The following is a 15103-nucleotide window of genomic DNA, read 5'->3' on the forward strand; positions in this document are numbered from 1 at the left end:
CGATGCCGAAACCCCTGGTCAGATCAGGTGCGGAGATCGACGGTTACACCATCGGCGAATGCGTGCATGCCGGCGGCATGGCGACGCTGTGGACCGTCACCCATCCCGGCATCGACGTGCCCATGCTGATGAAGATCCCGCGGGTGTCGGAGGGCGAGGACCCCGCCGCGATCGTCTCCTTCGAGATGGAGATGATGATCCTGCCGCGGCTTGCGGGGCCGCACGTGCCGGCCTGCTTCGGCACCGGCGATTTTGCCCGCCAAGCCTATGTCGTGATCGAGCGCATTTCAGGTGCCACGCTGTACAAGCGGCTCCCCGACCTGCCGCTGCCTTATGACGAGGCGCGGCAGCTCGTCGCCAGGATCGCGACAGCGCTTGCCGATCTGCATCGGCAGAACGTGATCCATCACGACATCAAGCCGAGCAGCATCATGTTTCGCGAGAGCGGCGAGGCGGTGCTGATCGACTACGGCCTGTCGCATCACAACCACCTGCCGGACCTCCTCCAGGAGGAATTCCGCCTGCCTTACGGCACCGCGCCCTATATGGCACCCGAGCGGCTGCTCGGGGTGCGCGACGATCCGCGCAGCGATCTGTTTTCGCTCGGCGTGCTGCTCTATTTCTTCACCACCGGCGAGCGGCCGTTCGGCGAGGGCGAGACGCTACGGGCGATGCGGCGCCGGCTGTGGCGCGATCCGCATCCGCCGCGGAAGCGTCGCGCGGATTATCCGCCCTGGCTTCAGGAGGTGGTGTTGCGGTGTCTGGAGATCGAGCCGGTGTGGCGCTATCCGACGGCGTCCCAGCTCGCCTTCGATCTCGCTTATCCGGACCAGGTCAAGCTCACCGCGCGCTCGGAGCGGCTGAAGCGCGATTCCCTCGGCGTCGCCTGGCGGCGGCGCTTCAACCAGGGCGTCATGGCGCCGCGTGCGAAATCGGACGTCGCAGCCCAGATCGCATCGAGCCCGATCCTCGCCGTTGCGCTCGACACGGCGGAGGGCGCTCCGGAGCTGAACGAGGCGCTGCGCGTGACCACCGAGCGCATCCTCGCCACCTTGCCCTCGGCGCGGCTTGCCTGCGTCAACGTGCTCAAGCTGAACCGGATCGCGATCGATCGGACATTGGACCAGCAGGGCTCCAACAAGCATATCGATCGCCTGGTCGCGCTCCGGCATTGGGCAACGCCGCTCAAGCTGGACGAGAGCCGGCTGTCGGCTCATGTGCTGGAGGCGGTCGATCCCGCCGCCGCGATCCTGGAGTTTGCCAAAGCCAACCAGGTCGACCACGTCATCATCGGCGCCCGGCAGAGCTCGTTCCGGCGCACGCTGCTCGGCAGCGTGTCGGCCAAGGTGGCCTCGGAGGCGAGCTGCACCGTCACCGTGGTGCGGCCGCCGCGGATGGCTGGGGACGGCGGCGGGCCGGAGGCCGGCGAAGCTTAGGCCGGCCGGGGTGATTTGCGGGGCTGGATCAGGCCGCGTGGACGGCCATGGCGCGCTTGCGGCGGATCGGCCAGGAGAATTGCGGCCCCGGCTCGCCGTGATCCGCGCTGCCGCCAAAATACTGGATGATCTCGCGGCAAGGCTCGCAATTGAACAGGTTACGCGACGCGGACGCCTTGGTCATTTCCTTCAGGCAGTTCGGGCAATGCGGTTTCATGGGGCGGTCCGGAAAGGAAGTCTCAGTGGCGGCGCGGCGAGCCAAGCGAACGCTCGAGGTCCGAATTGTCGGGCCCGGCATTATCGTCCAGCGTGCCATCGGTGCGCTCGAGGCGGCCGAAGAAATCATCGAGGCTCGGATGCGGGCGCCGTGGAATCCGGCACCTGCGCTTCGGCCGACGCTTCACGAGTGCGATCTGCATGGACGTCAGCCCCTGTCGCGGGCGCGGCGGATGTTGCGGGCCGAACGGGCCGGGGCCTCGGCCGGGCCGGCCGATGGACCAAACACGACAAACGCACTGAAACCAATCCACAACGCCACGCCAGTCCAAACCAGGGTCGTCGTCATGATGTGCTCCCGCGAAAACAGGCAGGAATCACTTGCAGTGATTTGCGCGAATCAGTGAAGTCCGGATGAGTACGGACCACGGTTACAATTTTAAGCTTTGCGCGTTGCAGAACCCGTAGAAGCCGCAGTTCTTTCCGGGTGCGACCGACGTACTTTGCCGGTGCGCGCATGATCGAGGATATCCCGGATGCGCCGTGCGTCTCGAACACAGCGAAACCCATATCGCCCGGTGTAGTCGGTATCGGGCGAACGGGTCGAGCACCCTGACGCAAAGTTGAGGTGGCCGACGCCGCCGCCGACGTCGAGGATTTCGAACACTGCATCCATGGCGTCGAACGAAGTAGCAGTCACGCTGCGTCTGCTCCAGGCCGTGCGCACGATCAGCGCGCGGCGGTCGGTGATCACATAAAGCGTCTGCAGGTCTTGCAGCAGCATCACGAACGGAGCTGCAACCATCCCAACTCCAAGCATCGCGAGAGGTTGGGTCGCTTGGTCGATCCAATCGTTCCTGACGGCGATGACTGTCAGCAACAGCCAGGGGAATCCGATCCACCAGAGAAACCGCCACATCATCATGCGGGCAACGCCGTCGGGCTGACCCTGCCAGACCACCTGCTCCCCCTCCTGAAGGGTCTCGGCGAGCAGGCGCCGCAGGCCTGCGCAAAACAGAGTGGCGCGGATTTCATCCATTCCCATTGGTCGCAGCGGCCGCAAGGCCGGTTCGGACCGCGAAGAGCCGTCAGATCGCCTCGCCGCGCGCCGTTGCCGCCGCGTTGCGGATCGCGGCGATGTTGGTCTTGTAGGCGTCCAGCGTGCCGCCCTTGAACACCGATGTGCCGGCGACGAAGGCGTTGGCGCCGGCCGCGGCGAGCGCGCCCGCAACATCGGGGCCGACGCCGCCGTCGACCTCGATGTCGATCGGACGGCCCGCTACCATTGCCCGGATGTCGCGGATCTTGTTGATCGCGGAGGGAATGAAGGCCTGGCCGCCGAAGCCCGGATTGACCGACATCACCAGCACGAGGTCGACGAGGTCGAGGACGTATTCGAGCGCGCTGATCGGCGTCGCCGGATTGAGCGAGACGCCGGCCTTCTTGCCGAGCGCGCGGATCGCCTGGAGCGAGCGGTGCAGGTGGGGACCCGCCTCCGCGTGCACGGTGATGTGGTCGCAGCCGGCTTTGGCGAAGGCCTCGAGATAGGGATCGCAGGGCGAGATCATCAGATGCGCGTCGAAGATCTTCTTGGTGTGCGGGCGCATCGCCTTGATGACATCAGGGCCATAGGAGATGTTCGGAACGAAGTGCCCGTCCATCACGTCGAGATGGATCCAGTCGGCACCGGCGGCGTCTACACTGCGCACCTCCTCACCGAGCTTGGAGAAGTCCGAGGCCAGGATCGAGGGCGCGATGGCCAGTGGGCGGGGGGCGAAAGCTTGTGTCATGGCGCGTTTTCCCGTGGCGGACGGACGACGAATGGCCTCGCCTAACATGGGCCCTTGTGGCGGGCAATGCAGGAGGGACGCGCTTCCTGTGGGCGGAAATTTCTGCCGCTGGCGGCATGAATTGCCGATGTTCCCGCGCCCTGCACGACCTGATGGGTGCGGATTTCATTGAGCTTTTCGCGATGGCACGGTGCTTGCTGACTTCAGCCGGAGAACATTGATCGCGGCATGTCGCATCCCGTTGGAGTTGTGCAATGTTGTTAGCCCTAGGTGCGGTATCGAGCGCGCTCGACGCGATCCAGTCGCTGACGAACTCGAAATCGTCCTCGGCGGCGCACAAGACGGGCGCCTCGCAGAGCGCGCCGGTCAATCCGTTCGCAATCGACAGTGGCAGCAGCAGCACGGCCGGCGCGACCTCGTCGGTCAATGCAGGCAAATATCCGCAGATCTCGTCGGAGACGATGAACGCGCTGTTCGCGGCGCAGAGCCAGTCGGCCGACGGCGCGGCCTCGTCGAACTCGACCTCCTCGACGTCGAAGAGCCGGGAGGCTGCGCTGAAGGATCTGTTCTCGCAGATCGACGCGGACGGCGACGGCAAGATCACCCAGTCCGAGTTCGAGGACGCGCTCGGCGCGGGCGGCACCAACCTGGCCCAGGCCGACGACGTGTTCTCGAAGATGGATGCGAATGCGGATGGCAGCATCAATCTCGGCGAGATGACGAAGGCGCTGAGGGGCGGTCACGGCCGTGATCACGCGCAGGGCGCGGGCGATGGCTCGGATTCCTCGTCGCAATCCAGCCGCGGCTCGACGTCGACCACGACGACCAATGCCGACGGCTCGACCACCACCACCGTCACCTATGCCGACGGCTTCAAGATGTCGACGACGGTGCCGGGCGCCGCCAGCGCGTCGAATGCGAAAGGTGGCGGCAACTCGCCTTATGACTGGTTCGGGCAGATGATGCAGCGCCAGGCGCAGGCCACTGCGGGAGCAGCGGCTTCATCGATGTCGATCAGCGTGTGAGTGCATCCTGAAGCTAGAGCATGATCCGGAAAAGTGCGTAGCGGTTCTCCGAAAAGATCATGCTCAAACAATAACCTAAAGCGCGATGACGATTCATCCTCATCGCATCGCGCTTTAGCTCGCATATTCGTGCGTGATGTCACGATAGGCATAGCGGTCGCGGATCTCGCGATTGAAGAACGTTCCTTTTGCGCGCGCATCCCCGAACGCGGCAGCGACCTCGGGCGGAACATCCTCATAGACATAGAGGCGTCCGCTGACGAACGTCACCTTCAGCTCGCGTGTATCGGGCGCATAGCGAAAGAAGCGGATCACGGAAGAGGGCATGGCCGCACACCTTGTCCGCGGGGTAACGCTTTGGGGGCCGTTTCGTTTCTGGCCTAGCCGAACCGGTCCTTCCAGGCCGCCTGCGCGCTCGGAAAGGGCAAGGGCGTCGCGCTGTAGACGCCGCGGGCGATCGCGCGGGCGACCACGTTGGCGGCGATCGTGCCGAGCTCGGTGAGGCCAACCAGCGGCTCGATCGGCTTTTCGCACGTGGCGGCGGCAAACAGCACGTCGCCGTCGGTCGGCGCGTGCACCGGATAGATCGCGCGGGCGAAGCCGGTATGCGCGATCATCGCCAGCCGCTTGGCCTGGGGCTTGGTCAGCACCGCGTTGGTCACGACGGCGCCGATGGTGGTGTTTTCGCGCGCGCTCGCGGCAGGTCCGCCCTTGATGCGCATGCGGAGCATGTCCTCGGTGAACTTGTCCGGCAGGCCGCGTCCGCCGAATTCGCCGTCCACCTCGAACGGTGCCGCCCAGAACCACGGGCCATTGCCGACGGTGACGCTGCCCACCGCGTTGACGGCGACGATCGCCGCGACCTTGATTCCGCTCGGCGTCACGGCCGATGCCGAGCCGAGCCCGCCCTTGAACGTCGCGGTGGTGGCGCCGAAGCCGGCGCCGACGCTGCCGAGGGCGAAATCCGCGCTGGCGGCGGCGGTCGCCGCGGCATAGCCGAGGTCGCGATAGGGCGAGAAGCGTCCCCAGGCCTTGTCGCCGCCATTGAGCAGGTCGAACAGGATCGCCCCAGGGACGATCGGGATCAGCGCTTCGCGAACCCGGTGACCGCGGCCCTGCTCGGCGAGCCAGGCCTGCACGCCGCCGCCGGTGTCGAGGCCGAAGGCCGAGCCGCCCGACAGCGCGATCGCGTCGACGCGCTCGACCGTGTTGGCAAGATCGAGCAGTGCATCCTCGCGCGTGCCGGGGCCGCCGCCGCGAACGTCGATCGCGGCGATCGCGGGAGAATCGAAGATGATCGCGGTCGCGCCGGAGCCGACTTTCGGGTCCTCGGCATGGCCGACCCGGACGCCGGCGATATCGGTGAGAAGGTTCTTCACGGCGGCCTCGTCGTCGAGAGCAATTCACGATCTGCGATAGCGCGGCAATGCCGCAGGCTCAACAGGCGAGCGCGGTCCTGAGCATCTTGGCGAGCTCGGACTTGCGGTAGGGCTTGGCCAGCAGCAGCACGCCGGAATCGAGCCGGCCGTGATGGACGATGGCGTTTTCGGTGTAGCCCGAGGTGAACAGCGTCTTCAAATCTGGGCGGCGCTTGTGCGCTTCGTCGGCCAGCTGGCGGCCGTTCATGTTGCCGGGCATGATGATGTCGGTGAACAGCAGGTCGATGGTCTCGTCGCTGTCGATGATATTGAGCGCCTCGGCGCCGTTGGCGGCCTCGAGCGCGGTATAGCCGAGACTCTTGACCTGCGTCACGACATACTGCCGCACCAGCGCATCGTCCTCGACGATCAGGATCTTCTCGTTGCCGCCGGTGATGGGCGCATTCTGGAGCGCCTCGAACTCGGTCTCCTGCACCCCGGTCGAGCGTGGCAGGTAGATCTTCACGCTCGTGCCGTGGCCTTCCTCGCTGTAGATCTTGATGTGGCCGCCCGATTGCTTGACGAAGCCGAACACCATGCTGAGGCCGAGGCCGGTGCCCTTGCCGACCTCCTTGGTGGTGAAGAAGGGATCGAACACCCGGTCGATCAGCTCGGCAGGAATGCCGCTGCCGGTGTCGCTGACGGCGATCATCACGTAATTGCCGGCGACGACGTCGGGGTTCATGCTGGCATAGCCGTCGTCGAGGAAGATGTTGCGGGTCTCCAGCACCAGGGTGCCGCCCTCGGGCATGGCGTCGCGCGCGTTCAGCGCGAGATTGAGGATCGCGGTGGAGAGCTGGCCCGGGTCGACCAGCGTCGGCCAGGCATCCTCGGTGAGCTGCGGCATGATGCTGATCTGCTCGCCGAGCGTCGGATGCAGCAGCTTGGCGGCTTCGAGCACCAGTGCGTTGACGTCGATCTCGCGCGGCTGGAGCGGCTGCTTGCGGGCGAAGGCGAGCAGATGCTTGGTCAGCTGCGCGCCGCGCTCGGCGGCGTCGTCGATCAGCTTGGTGATGGCGGCAAGCTCGGGCCGGTCGGCGACCGCGTCGCTGAGAATGCCGATCGTGCCCGTGATGACGGTCAGCACGTTGTTGAAGTCGTGGGCGACGCCGCCGGTCAACTGGCCGATCGAGTCCATTTTCTGGACCTGCCGGAGCTGGGCTTCGGCGGCCTGCTTGTCGGTGAGGTCGCGGCCGATGAAGAAGTGGCGCTTCACCGGCTCGGACCACGTGCCCATCCAGTTCAGCGAGACCTCGTGACCGTCGTAATGGTAATAGCGCGCCTCGAAGCTCCGCTTGACCGCGCCGCGACGGGCTGCGCGCATCTCGCTCCGCGTCTTCTCGAGATCGTCGGGATGGATGAACTCGATCGCGCTGTGCCCGACCATGTCCTCGGGGCTGTAGCCGAGAATGTTCTGCACGCTCGGGCTGACCTGGACGAAATTGCCGTAGCCGTCGGTGACCAGGATCAGGTCCTGCGATGTCTCGAAGATGCGCTGGCGTTCCTCGGTCTCGCGGCGCAGCTTCTCTCTGGCCTGCTTCTCTTCGGTGATGTCATGGGCGATCTTGGAAGCGCCGATGATCTCTCCATCGTCGGTCCGCAGCGGTGAGATGTTCAGGACGACGTCTAGCGGGCGGCCGTCTTTACGGGTTCGGACCGTCTCGTGCTGGGCGATCGACTCGTTGCTGGCGATCCGGTTGAGGATGCTTCTGACTTCGCCCTTGCGATCCGGCGGCACGATGATGTCGATCGACCTGCCGACGGCCTCGGCGGCCGAGTAGCCGAACAGATGCTCGGCGGCCTTGTTCCAGCCGGTGATGATGCCGTCGAGCGACTTGGTGATGATCGCGTCATTGGACGATTCGACCACTGCGCCGTACAGCGCGAGGCGCTTGCCGAAATAGTCGCGTTCCGAGGCCGATTGCTGGCGCAGCCTTCCGACGAGGCCCACCGTACGCGCCTGCAGGCGGACATTCTCGATCAGAAGCACCGCGAGCACGAAGGTCGCCGCGGCGAGGCCGTAGAGCCGGCCGGCATAGAAGCCGAGATCGAAGCGCGCGACGTTGACGATCGCCGACAGTGCGATGTCGAACAGCCAGGCGCACATGACCACCATGAGCCAGATATCGATCACCGTATGCGGCCTGCGGAACCAGAGCGAGACCAGCGCGGCAAAGCTCAGCGACCACACGAAGGACACGACTCCGATCATGGTCGCCGTGTAGCGGCCCTCGCTCAGCAGGACCGGCAACCGATCGTGCTGTGCGGTGACGATCCAGGCGAAGACGGCCATCGCGGCGATGACGCAGAGCACGCTGCCATAAATCGCGTTGCTTGCCGCGCCGCGGATCCGGGGGCCACCGTCCTTTTCCTTCAGCCAGGCATACGCCATCACACAGAGCGGAAAGCCGGCGTGCCAGACCATGTAGAGCCAGACCGTGGTCTGCCGGCCCGCGCCCAGGAGTCCGGTCGGTGCGAACAGGCCGGGGAAGGTGAGGGCATGAACCAGCGCCGCCGCGGCGGTGAAGAGATAGCCGCTCGCGAGCCACAGCAGCGCGCGGGTCCGCAGAATCGCAAATTGCGATAGCAGCAACACGGCCGTGACGATGTCGCTCACGGCCAGCGCGGATTGATAGCTGGCGACGAAGGCGGGGACCGGCAGGAGCGGGGTACCGGCGAAGGGCACGGCCGCGGCGAACAGCAGGGAGGACACACCGACAATCGTCAATGCTGCAGTGCGGTCGGTCGAGGTGGCCGGCAGGGTCGACAGAAAGGTGGTTCGGTCGATCGTCGCAGGCACGTCCAGTTCGCGCGCCTCGGTGTTGAGTAGGTCGGGTTTGAGCATCTCCGCTAGTCTCATTCGCCGGCAATCCGTTCATGCTAGCGGGTTTTGGGCGCGGGTCGTGACGGAACCGGTTTGCGACTCAACCGAGGGTTACAGCTTACCTAATTTCGGTGGATGCACGGAACAGGGATCAGTAAGGTGCGCTTTACGGGGCGGGGTCATAATGCCCATCCGCTGCGGCGGGTTCCAGGTTTGAAACAGGCGATTTTGGTTTCGAGATCGGGAGTTGCTCCGATGCCACGCGTGCTCATCATCGACGACCAGAAGGACGTCCGTGCGATGATCGCGATCGTGCTTCGGGTCAATCGTTTCGAGGTCGTGGAGGCCGAAAGCGGCGCGGCGGGGCTGAAGGCCTTTGCGGAAAGCCCCTTTGACGCGGCGATCGTCGACATCTTCCTCGGCGATACCAATGGCGTCGATGTCATCACGGCCCTGCGCGAGCGCGCGCCGGCGCTGCCCGTGATTGCGGTATCCGGGATGACGGCGCTCGATTTCATGGACCAATCGCCCCACCTCGCCAACCTCGCCTGCCTGCAAAAGCCGTTTCGGCCGAACGATCTGCTGCAAGCGCTCCGCAAGGCCCAGGCCGCGGCGGGCGGCGAGATCTCGGCCGCGGTCTGACCGGGCAAAAGAACGCCCCGGCAAGCCGGGGCGCGGTCGCGATGGCAGAGCCTTCGGGGATCGCTGATCGGGATCCCCGACGAGCATCCTTGATCAGGAACCCTTGATCAAGAACCCTTGGCGCCGAGCTCGGCGTAATTGCCCTTGGCGTCCCACTTGTAGACGACATAGTCGATCTGCTTGAGGTCGCCCTTGGCGTCAATTTCGATCGGGCCGAGCACCGTGTCCCACTTGCCGGCCTTGATGGTCTCCATGACCTTCTTGGCGTCGGTGGTGCCGGCCTTCTTGACCGCCTGCGTCCAGACCTGCAGCGCAGCGTAGGTATAGAGCGTATAGCCTTCCGGATCGATGCCCTTGGCCTTGAACGCCTCGACGATCTTCTTCGCGGTCGGCTTGTTGCGCGGGTCGGGACCGAAGGTGAACAGCGTGCCTTCGCCGGCGGGACCGGTGATGGAGGCGTACTCCTTGTCGGCGAGCGCGTCGCCCGACATCAGCACCGTCTTCAGGCCCTGATCCCGCATCTGGCGCAGGATGAGGCCGGCTTCCTGATGGTAACCGCCGACATAGACGAGCTCGACATTCTCCTTCTTCAGGCGCGAGACGATCGCGTTAAAGTCCTTGTCGCCCTTGTTGTAGCTCTCGTAGAGCTTCTCGGTGATGCCGGCCTTGTTGAGCGCCTTCTTGGTCTCGTCCGCAAGTCCCTTGCCGTAGGTGGTCTTGTCGTTGAGGATGGCGATGTTCTTGCCCTTGTAGTTCTTGGCGATGTATTGCGCGGCGATCAGGCCCTGCTGGTCGTCGCGGCCGCAGACCCGCGCCACGTTCCACAGCTTGCGCTCGGTGAAGAGCGGGTTGGTCGAAGCCGGAGTGATTTGCAGGACGTTGCCGTCCGCATAGGCTTCAGAGGCCGGGATCGAAGACGACGAGCAGAAATGGCCGGCGACGAACGGGATCTTGGCGCCGGCGATCTTTTCCGCCACCGAGCGGGCCTGTTTCGGATCGCAGGCGTCGTCCTCGGCGTTGAGCGCGAGCTTCTTGCCGTTGACGCCACCGGCGGCGTTGATGTCGGCGATGGCCATCTCGGCGCCGTTCTTCATCTGGCGGCCGAAGGCGGACTCGCCGCCGGTCATCGGGCCTGCGACTGCGACGGTGACATCCTGCGCGAATGCCGCGCTCGACAGCGCGAGCGATGCGCCGAATGCTAGACCGATGAGCTTCAGTGATTTCATGAGATACCTCGCGGGTGGTCGCCTGTGGAAGTTGCCGGGCATGCCCGGTTCAAACCGGCGCCATTCTTGAATGAATTCGAGGAGAAGTCACCGGCAAAATACGGGCATAGGTCAAGATATCTAGCCGCATTCTCGCGCAGGGCGGGGCCGGTCAGTGCCGGCCGCCTTCCAGATAAGCGGCGCGGATCTCGGGGCGCTGCAGCAATTCGGCGCCGCTGCCGGCCAGCGTGATCAGGCCATTGACCATGACATAGCCGCGGTGGGCGAGCTTGAGGGCATGGTTGGCGTTCTGCTCGACGATCAGCACGGTCAGGCCGTCCTGCCGGTTCAGTGTGCGGATGGCGTCGAAAATCTGCCGCGCGATGAGCGGGGCGAGCCCCAGCGAGGGTTCATCGAGCATGAGCAGGCGAGGGCGGCTCATCAAGGCGCGGCCGATCGCCAGCATCTGCTGCTCGCCGCCGGACAGGGTTCCGCCGCGCTGGGCGAAACGCTCCTTCAGGCGGGGAAACAGGGCGAACACGCGCTCGAGCGTGCTCTCCCGTTCCGCCGGCGTGCTCTCGGTGACGTCGGCCCCCATCTGGAGGTTTTCGGCGACGCTCATGCGCGGGAAGATGCGGCGGCCTTCGGGCGACTGCGCGATGCGCAAATGGGCGATCTCGTGGGTCGGGACGGCCGTGATGTCCTTGCCCTCGTACAGGATCTGCCCGGCGCGGGCGCGCGGCTTGCCGAAGATCGTCATCATCAGCGTCGACTTGCCGGCGCCGTTGGCGCCGATCAGCGCGACGATCTCGCCGGAATTGATGTCGACGTCGACGCCTTTCAAGGCCTCGATCTTGCCGTAGGCCGCGCGCAGGCCCCGGATCGCGAGCAGGGGGGATGCCGCCGTCACGATCCGCTCTCCATGACGGCCATGGCCTCTTCCTCGTCGGCGCCGAGATAGGCGGCGATCACCTTGGGATCGTCGCGCACCTCGCGCGGCGTGCCTTGTGCGATCTTCACGCCGTGATCCATCACCACGATGTGGTCGGAGATCTCCATCACGACCGACATGTCATGCTCGATCAGGAGGATCGACGTTCCAAGGTCGTTGCGGATCGAAAGCAGGAGTTCGTTCAACGCGGCGCTCTCTCGCGCGTTGAGGCCTGCAGCCGGCTCGTCAAGGCACAGGAGTGCAGGCTCGGTGCACATCGCGCGCGCGATCTCGAGGCGGCGCTGATCGCCATAGGCGAGATTGCCGGCCGCATCGTCGGCGCGGTCGAGCAGGCTGACCCGCTTCAGCCAGTCGGTGGCGAGATCGATCGCGCGCTTTTCGGCGTCGCGATAGGCCGGCGCGCCGACAAGGCCGAGCAAGGTGAAGCCCGAGGCGCGCATCAGCATGTTGTGCTGCGCCACCATCAGGTTTTCGAGCACGGTCATCCCGGGAAACAGGCGGATATTCTGGAAGGTGCGCGCGACCTTGGCCTGCTTGGCGATACGGAAGTCGTTGAGCCGCTCGAGCGCGATTTCCCTGCCGTCATCGTGGGTGAGGCGGATGGCGCCGCCGGTCGGCTTGTAGAAGCCGGTGATGCAGTTGAACACGGTGGTCTTGCCCGCACCGTTCGGTCCGATCAGCGCCGTAATCTTGCGCCGCTCCGCCGCGAACGACAGGTCCTGCACGGCAACGATGCCGCCGAAGCGCATGGTGAGCCGATCGACGTGGAGGATACGCTCGCCGCTCATCCGTGGCCCTCCTTGACGAGGTCGGAGGAGATGGCCTGCGCCTTCTTCAGATAGACGGTCGGCGCGCGATGGCCGACGAGGCCCCGTGGCCGCCAGATCATGATCAGCACCATGGCCCAGCCGAACACCAGCATGCGATAGGTCTCGAGGCCGCGGAACAGCTCGAACCCGCCGATCATGGTCAGCGCCGCGAGCGCGACGCCGAGCTGCGAGCCCATGCCGCCGAGCACGACGATGGCGAGCACCAGCGCCGATTCCTGGAAGGTGAAGGATTCCGGGCTGATGAAGCCCTGGCGGGTGGCGAAGAAGGCGCCGGCGAAGCCGCCGAACATCGCGCCGGTCGCGAACGCCGTGAGCTTGGTCGTCGTGGTGTTGATGCCGAGCGCGCGGCAGGCGACCTCGTCCTCGCGCAAGGCCTCCCAGGCGCGCCCGATCGGCAGCCGGCGCAGGCGGATCGTCACCCAGTTGGTGAGCAGCGCCAGCGCCAGGATCAGATAGAACAGGAAGACGATACGGTGGGTCGGCGAATACTCGATGCGGAGCATGGCGGCCAGCCCATCGTCGGTGTTGCTCAGCGGAATGCCGAACAGGGTCGGACGCGGAATACCGGATACGCCGTTCGGTCCGCCGGTCAGACTCTGCCAATTGATCAGGACGAGGCGGATGATCTCGCCGAAGGCGAGCGTCACGATGGCGAGATAGTCGCCGCGCAGGCGCAGCACGGGAAAGCCGAGCAGCACGCCCCAGAATGCGGCGAGGATGCCGGCGAGCGGCAGGCAGATCCAGAACGACCAGCCGAAATTGGTGGCGAGCAGCGCGTAGGAATAGGCGCCGACCGCATAGAAGGCGACGTAGCCGAGATCGAGCAGGCCGGCGAGCCCGACCACGACGTTGAGGCCCCAGCCCAGCATCACATAGGTCAGCACGAGAATGGCGAGGTCGAGGATGTAGCGCTGGTTATAGAAGATGACGGGCACCAGCAGCGTGAAGATCAGCAGCGCGGGTGCAAGGTAGCGGCCGACCAGCGACATGCCCTTCTGCACCGCTGGTGGCACCAGCTTCTCGGTGCCGGCCGGGCCGATCCATTGCCTGAGCAGCTCGATCACGATCGAGCCGCCGAACACGGCGGCGACGAGGGAGGCGAGCTCGCCGAATCGCGTCCAGTAAGTGAGCTGGCCGTCGGAGCCCGCCTCGGTGCGGATGCCGACCATCAGCGAGAACAGCACCAGCGCGATCACTGCGTTGATGAAGGCGGTCTTGAGGAGGGCGGGGATGCCCGTTGCAGGTTTGGTCGTGTGGGTCGAGGGAGCTGTCACGCGCGTCAGACTTTTTCGACTTCGGGACGGCCGAGCAGGCCGGTCGGCATGAAGATCAGCACGACGATCAGGATCGAGAACGCCGCGACGTCCTTGTACTCGACCGAGAAATAGGCCGACCAGAACGTCTCGATCAGGCCGATCGCGAGCCCGCCGAGCATGGCGCCGGGCAGCGAGCCGATGCCGCCGAGCACGGCGGCAGTGAAGGCCTTGATGCCGGCGACGAAGCCCATGAAGAAGTCGACCAGGCCGTAATACAGCAGGTACATCAGGCCCGCGACGGCGGCGAGCGCGGCGCCGATCACGAAGGTCATGGAGATGGTGCGGTCGACGTCGACGCCGAGCAGCGCCGCCATGGTCTGATCCTGCTCGCAGGCGCGCATGTCGCGCCCGAGCCGGGTGCGCGACACCAGCCAGGTGAAGATCGCCAGCAGCACGATGGTGGTGAGGACCACCATGATCTGGATGTTGGAGAGCTGGATCACGAAGCCGTCGGCGCTCTCGTGCAGCGTATAGCCGCCGGTGATGAAGGGCGGGATCGGCTTGACGCGGGCGCCTTGCGCCACTTGCGAATAATTCGTCAGCACGAACGACATGCCGATGGCCGACAGCATCGGGGCGAGGCGGAAGGAATGGCGCAGCGGCCGGTAGGCGATGCGCTCGATGGTCCAGCCATAGAGCGCGGTGATTGCCATCGACACCAGCAGCACCACGAGCAGGATCACGGGAACGGCCGTGAGGCCGAGCGAGATCAGGATCAGGAAGGTGATGAGGGCGATGAAGCCGCCGATCATGAAGACGTCGCCATGGGCGAAGTTGATCATGCCGACGATGCCGTAGACCATCGTGTAGCCGATCGCGATCAGGCCGTAGATGGAGCCGAGCACGAGGCCGTTGATGAGCTGCTGGGCGAAATAATCCATAAGCTGCCGTACCCAAACTTGACGCGGCTCAAAGGGAGCTCTTGCAGAGAGTTCTTGGGCCCCGGCAGCCCTTGAGCGTTCACATGGTTTTGTAACAGGAGGGAACTGGCGGCTGCAACTGGCCCGGTCTCCGCCTTAAGGCTTGTACAGAGATCATTTTGCCGCCGGGTTCCCGCACCTGCGAGGAACCGGGTTCCGCAGGCAACCAAAGTGGATGCGGGTCGTTGTCTTCCCTCTGACGTCCAACAAGGGAGTTTCCCCGAATGACGAAGCAGCAGAACCAGAATCCGGGTCAGCAGAACCAGAACCCCGGTCAGCAGCGCCCCGGGCAGCAGCAGGGCGGCGGTCAGAAACCCGGACAGCAGCAGCAGAACGATCCGATGCGCCAGGGCGATCGCCCGGGCCAGCAGGGTCAGCAGGACAAGTAGTTTGGGAGCCCAGGAGTAAGAGGGTGAGGCCCTGCCGAGAGGCGGGGCCTTTTTCTTATTGAAGAGTCATTCCGGGGCGACTCGAAGAGCCGAACCCGAAAATCTCGAGATTCCGGGTCTGGGGCTGCGCACCCGAATGA

General features: G+C 65.2%; 17 protein-coding genes. 4 read left to right on the forward strand and 13 right to left on the reverse strand.

Features of this window, described 5'->3' with window-relative positions; all coding sequences use genetic code 11:
* Positions 1-2 precede the first annotated feature (2 nt).
* Positions 3-1436, forward strand: coding sequence for a serine/threonine protein kinase (locus tag ACNJYA_RS14555; RefSeq protein ID WP_439403145.1), 1434 nt, complete (start codon positions 3-5; stop codon positions 1434-1436).
* Between the two features lie 28 nt (positions 1437-1464).
* Here the strand turns inward: ACNJYA_RS14555 and ACNJYA_RS14560 are convergent, their stop codons facing one another.
* From ACNJYA_RS14560 to rpe, 5 genes are all read right to left on the reverse strand, one after another.
* Entirely contained in the window at positions 1465-1653 is a 189-nt protein-coding gene (locus ACNJYA_RS14560; protein WP_025037262.1) for a hypothetical protein, read from the reverse strand.
* 22 nt (positions 1654-1675) lie between these two features.
* Entirely contained in the window at positions 1676-1855 is a 180-nt protein-coding gene (locus tag ACNJYA_RS14565; protein ID WP_212258046.1) for a hypothetical protein, read from the reverse strand.
* Positions 1856-1860: 5 nt separating this feature from the next.
* Positions 1861-2001 (reverse strand): hypothetical protein, encoded by a 141-nt coding sequence (locus ACNJYA_RS14570; RefSeq protein ID WP_439403146.1) that lies wholly within the window; start codon positions 1999-2001, stop codon positions 1861-1863.
* 90 nt (positions 2002-2091) lie between these two features.
* Positions 2092-2691 (reverse strand): hypothetical protein, encoded by a 600-nt coding sequence (locus ACNJYA_RS14575; RefSeq protein WP_439403147.1) that lies wholly within the window; start codon positions 2689-2691, stop codon positions 2092-2094.
* Positions 2692-2740: 49 nt separating this feature from the next.
* Entirely contained in the window at positions 2741-3442 is a 702-nt protein-coding gene (gene rpe, locus ACNJYA_RS14580; protein WP_439403148.1) for a ribulose-phosphate 3-epimerase, read from the reverse strand.
* 254 nt (positions 3443-3696) lie between these two features.
* Between rpe and ACNJYA_RS14585 the strand changes: the two genes are divergently transcribed.
* Positions 3697-4467, forward strand: coding sequence for an EF-hand domain-containing protein (locus ACNJYA_RS14585; protein WP_439366722.1), 771 nt, complete (start codon positions 3697-3699; stop codon positions 4465-4467).
* A 114-nt stretch (positions 4468-4581) separates the two neighbouring features.
* Here ACNJYA_RS14585 and ACNJYA_RS14590 read toward each other — a convergent pair whose 3' ends face one another.
* The 3 genes from ACNJYA_RS14590 to ACNJYA_RS14600 are packed head-to-tail and all read right to left on the reverse strand — an operon-like array spanning position 4582 to position 8730.
* Positions 4582-4794 (reverse strand): KTSC domain-containing protein, encoded by a 213-nt coding sequence (locus ACNJYA_RS14590; protein WP_260379851.1) that lies wholly within the window; start codon positions 4792-4794, stop codon positions 4582-4584.
* Between the two features lie 53 nt (positions 4795-4847).
* Positions 4848-5846, reverse strand: coding sequence for a P1 family peptidase (locus tag ACNJYA_RS14595; protein WP_439366723.1), 999 nt, complete (start codon positions 5844-5846; stop codon positions 4848-4850).
* Positions 5847-5904: 58 nt separating this feature from the next.
* Positions 5905-8730: a PAS domain S-box protein gene (locus tag ACNJYA_RS14600; RefSeq protein ID WP_246708691.1), complete on the reverse strand. Its 2826-nt coding sequence runs from the start codon at positions 8728-8730 to the stop codon at positions 5905-5907.
* Between the two features lie 234 nt (positions 8731-8964).
* Between ACNJYA_RS14600 and ACNJYA_RS14605 the strand changes: the two genes are divergently transcribed.
* On the forward strand, positions 8965-9351 hold the full coding sequence (locus tag ACNJYA_RS14605; protein WP_439403149.1) for a response regulator: 387 nt from the start codon (positions 8965-8967) through the stop codon (positions 9349-9351).
* Between the two features lie 107 nt (positions 9352-9458).
* Here ACNJYA_RS14605 and ACNJYA_RS14610 read toward each other — a convergent pair whose 3' ends face one another.
* The 5 genes from ACNJYA_RS14610 to ACNJYA_RS14630 all read right to left on the reverse strand — a co-directional run bounded on the left by ACNJYA_RS14610 (position 9459) and on the right by ACNJYA_RS14630 (position 14535).
* Positions 9459-10577: a branched-chain amino acid ABC transporter substrate-binding protein gene (locus ACNJYA_RS14610; RefSeq protein ID WP_172782997.1), complete on the reverse strand. Its 1119-nt coding sequence runs from the start codon at positions 10575-10577 to the stop codon at positions 9459-9461.
* A 151-nt stretch (positions 10578-10728) separates the two neighbouring features.
* Entirely contained in the window at positions 10729-11466 is a 738-nt protein-coding gene (locus ACNJYA_RS14615; protein WP_212258054.1) for an ABC transporter ATP-binding protein, read from the reverse strand.
* Positions 11463-12296, reverse strand: a complete 834-nt coding sequence (locus tag ACNJYA_RS14620) for an ABC transporter ATP-binding protein (protein WP_439403150.1) — start codon at positions 12294-12296, stop codon at positions 11463-11465. Before ACNJYA_RS14620 ends, ACNJYA_RS14615 begins: the two co-directional genes overlap by 4 nt.
* Complete coding sequence (gene livM / locus ACNJYA_RS14625; RefSeq protein WP_212258056.1) at positions 12293-13612, reverse strand: high-affinity branched-chain amino acid ABC transporter permease LivM; 1320 nt, start codon at positions 13610-13612, stop codon at positions 12293-12295. Before livM ends, ACNJYA_RS14620 begins: the two co-directional genes overlap by 4 nt.
* A 5-nt stretch (positions 13613-13617) precedes the next feature.
* On the reverse strand, positions 13618-14535 hold the full coding sequence (locus ACNJYA_RS14630; RefSeq protein ID WP_212258057.1) for an ABC transporter permease subunit: 918 nt from the start codon (positions 14533-14535) through the stop codon (positions 13618-13620).
* Between the two features lie 263 nt (positions 14536-14798).
* Here ACNJYA_RS14630 and ACNJYA_RS14635 point away from each other — a divergent pair, with 263 nt between their 5' ends.
* A complete protein-coding gene (locus ACNJYA_RS14635) occupies positions 14799-14963 on the forward strand; it encodes a hypothetical protein (protein WP_172783002.1) in 165 nt (54 codons plus the stop codon).
* The last annotated feature ends 140 nt before the right edge of the window (positions 14964-15103 follow it).

Origin of the sequence: Bradyrhizobium sp. BLXBL-01 (assembly GCF_051853025.1) — a bacterium.
In the GTDB taxonomy this organism is placed as follows: Bacteria; Pseudomonadota; Alphaproteobacteria; order Rhizobiales; family Xanthobacteraceae; genus Bradyrhizobium.

Coding starts and splice junctions, on each gene's coding strand:
- ACNJYA_RS14575 (WP_439403147.1), bottom strand. CDS start 2,691: ATGGATGAAATCCGCGCCACTCTGTTTTGCGCAGGCCTGCGGCGCCTG.
- rpe (WP_439403148.1), bottom strand. CDS start 3,442: ATGACACAAGCTTTCGCCCCCCGCCCACTGGCCATCGCGCCCTCGATC.
- ACNJYA_RS14620 (WP_439403150.1), bottom strand. CDS start 12,296: ATGAGCGGCGAGCGTATCCTCCACGTCGATCGGCTCACCATGCGCTTC.
- ACNJYA_RS14630 (WP_212258057.1), bottom strand. CDS start 14,535: ATGGATTATTTCGCCCAGCAGCTCATCAACGGCCTCGTGCTCGGCTCC.
- ACNJYA_RS14565 (WP_212258046.1), bottom strand. CDS start 1,855: ATGCAGATCGCACTCGTGAAGCGTCGGCCGAAGCGCAGGTGCCGGATT.
- ACNJYA_RS14585 (WP_439366722.1), top strand. CDS start 3,697: ATGTTGTTAGCCCTAGGTGCGGTATCGAGCGCGCTCGACGCGATCCAG.
- ACNJYA_RS14605 (WP_439403149.1), top strand. CDS start 8,965: ATGCCACGCGTGCTCATCATCGACGACCAGAAGGACGTCCGTGCGATG.
- ACNJYA_RS14555 (WP_439403145.1), top strand. CDS start 3: ATGCCGAAACCCCTGGTCAGATCAGGTGCGGAGATCGACGGTTACACC.
- ACNJYA_RS14590 (WP_260379851.1), bottom strand. CDS start 4,794: ATGCCCTCTTCCGTGATCCGCTTCTTTCGCTATGCGCCCGATACACGC.
- ACNJYA_RS14570 (WP_439403146.1), bottom strand. CDS start 2,001: ATGACGACGACCCTGGTTTGGACTGGCGTGGCGTTGTGGATTGGTTTC.
- ACNJYA_RS14560 (WP_025037262.1), bottom strand. CDS start 1,653: ATGAAACCGCATTGCCCGAACTGCCTGAAGGAAATGACCAAGGCGTCC.
- ACNJYA_RS14600 (WP_246708691.1), bottom strand. CDS start 8,730: ATGCTCAAACCCGACCTACTCAACACCGAGGCGCGCGAACTGGACGTG.
- ACNJYA_RS14610 (WP_172782997.1), bottom strand. CDS start 10,577: ATGAAATCACTGAAGCTCATCGGTCTAGCATTCGGCGCATCGCTCGCG.
- ACNJYA_RS14635 (WP_172783002.1), top strand. CDS start 14,799: ATGACGAAGCAGCAGAACCAGAATCCGGGTCAGCAGAACCAGAACCCC.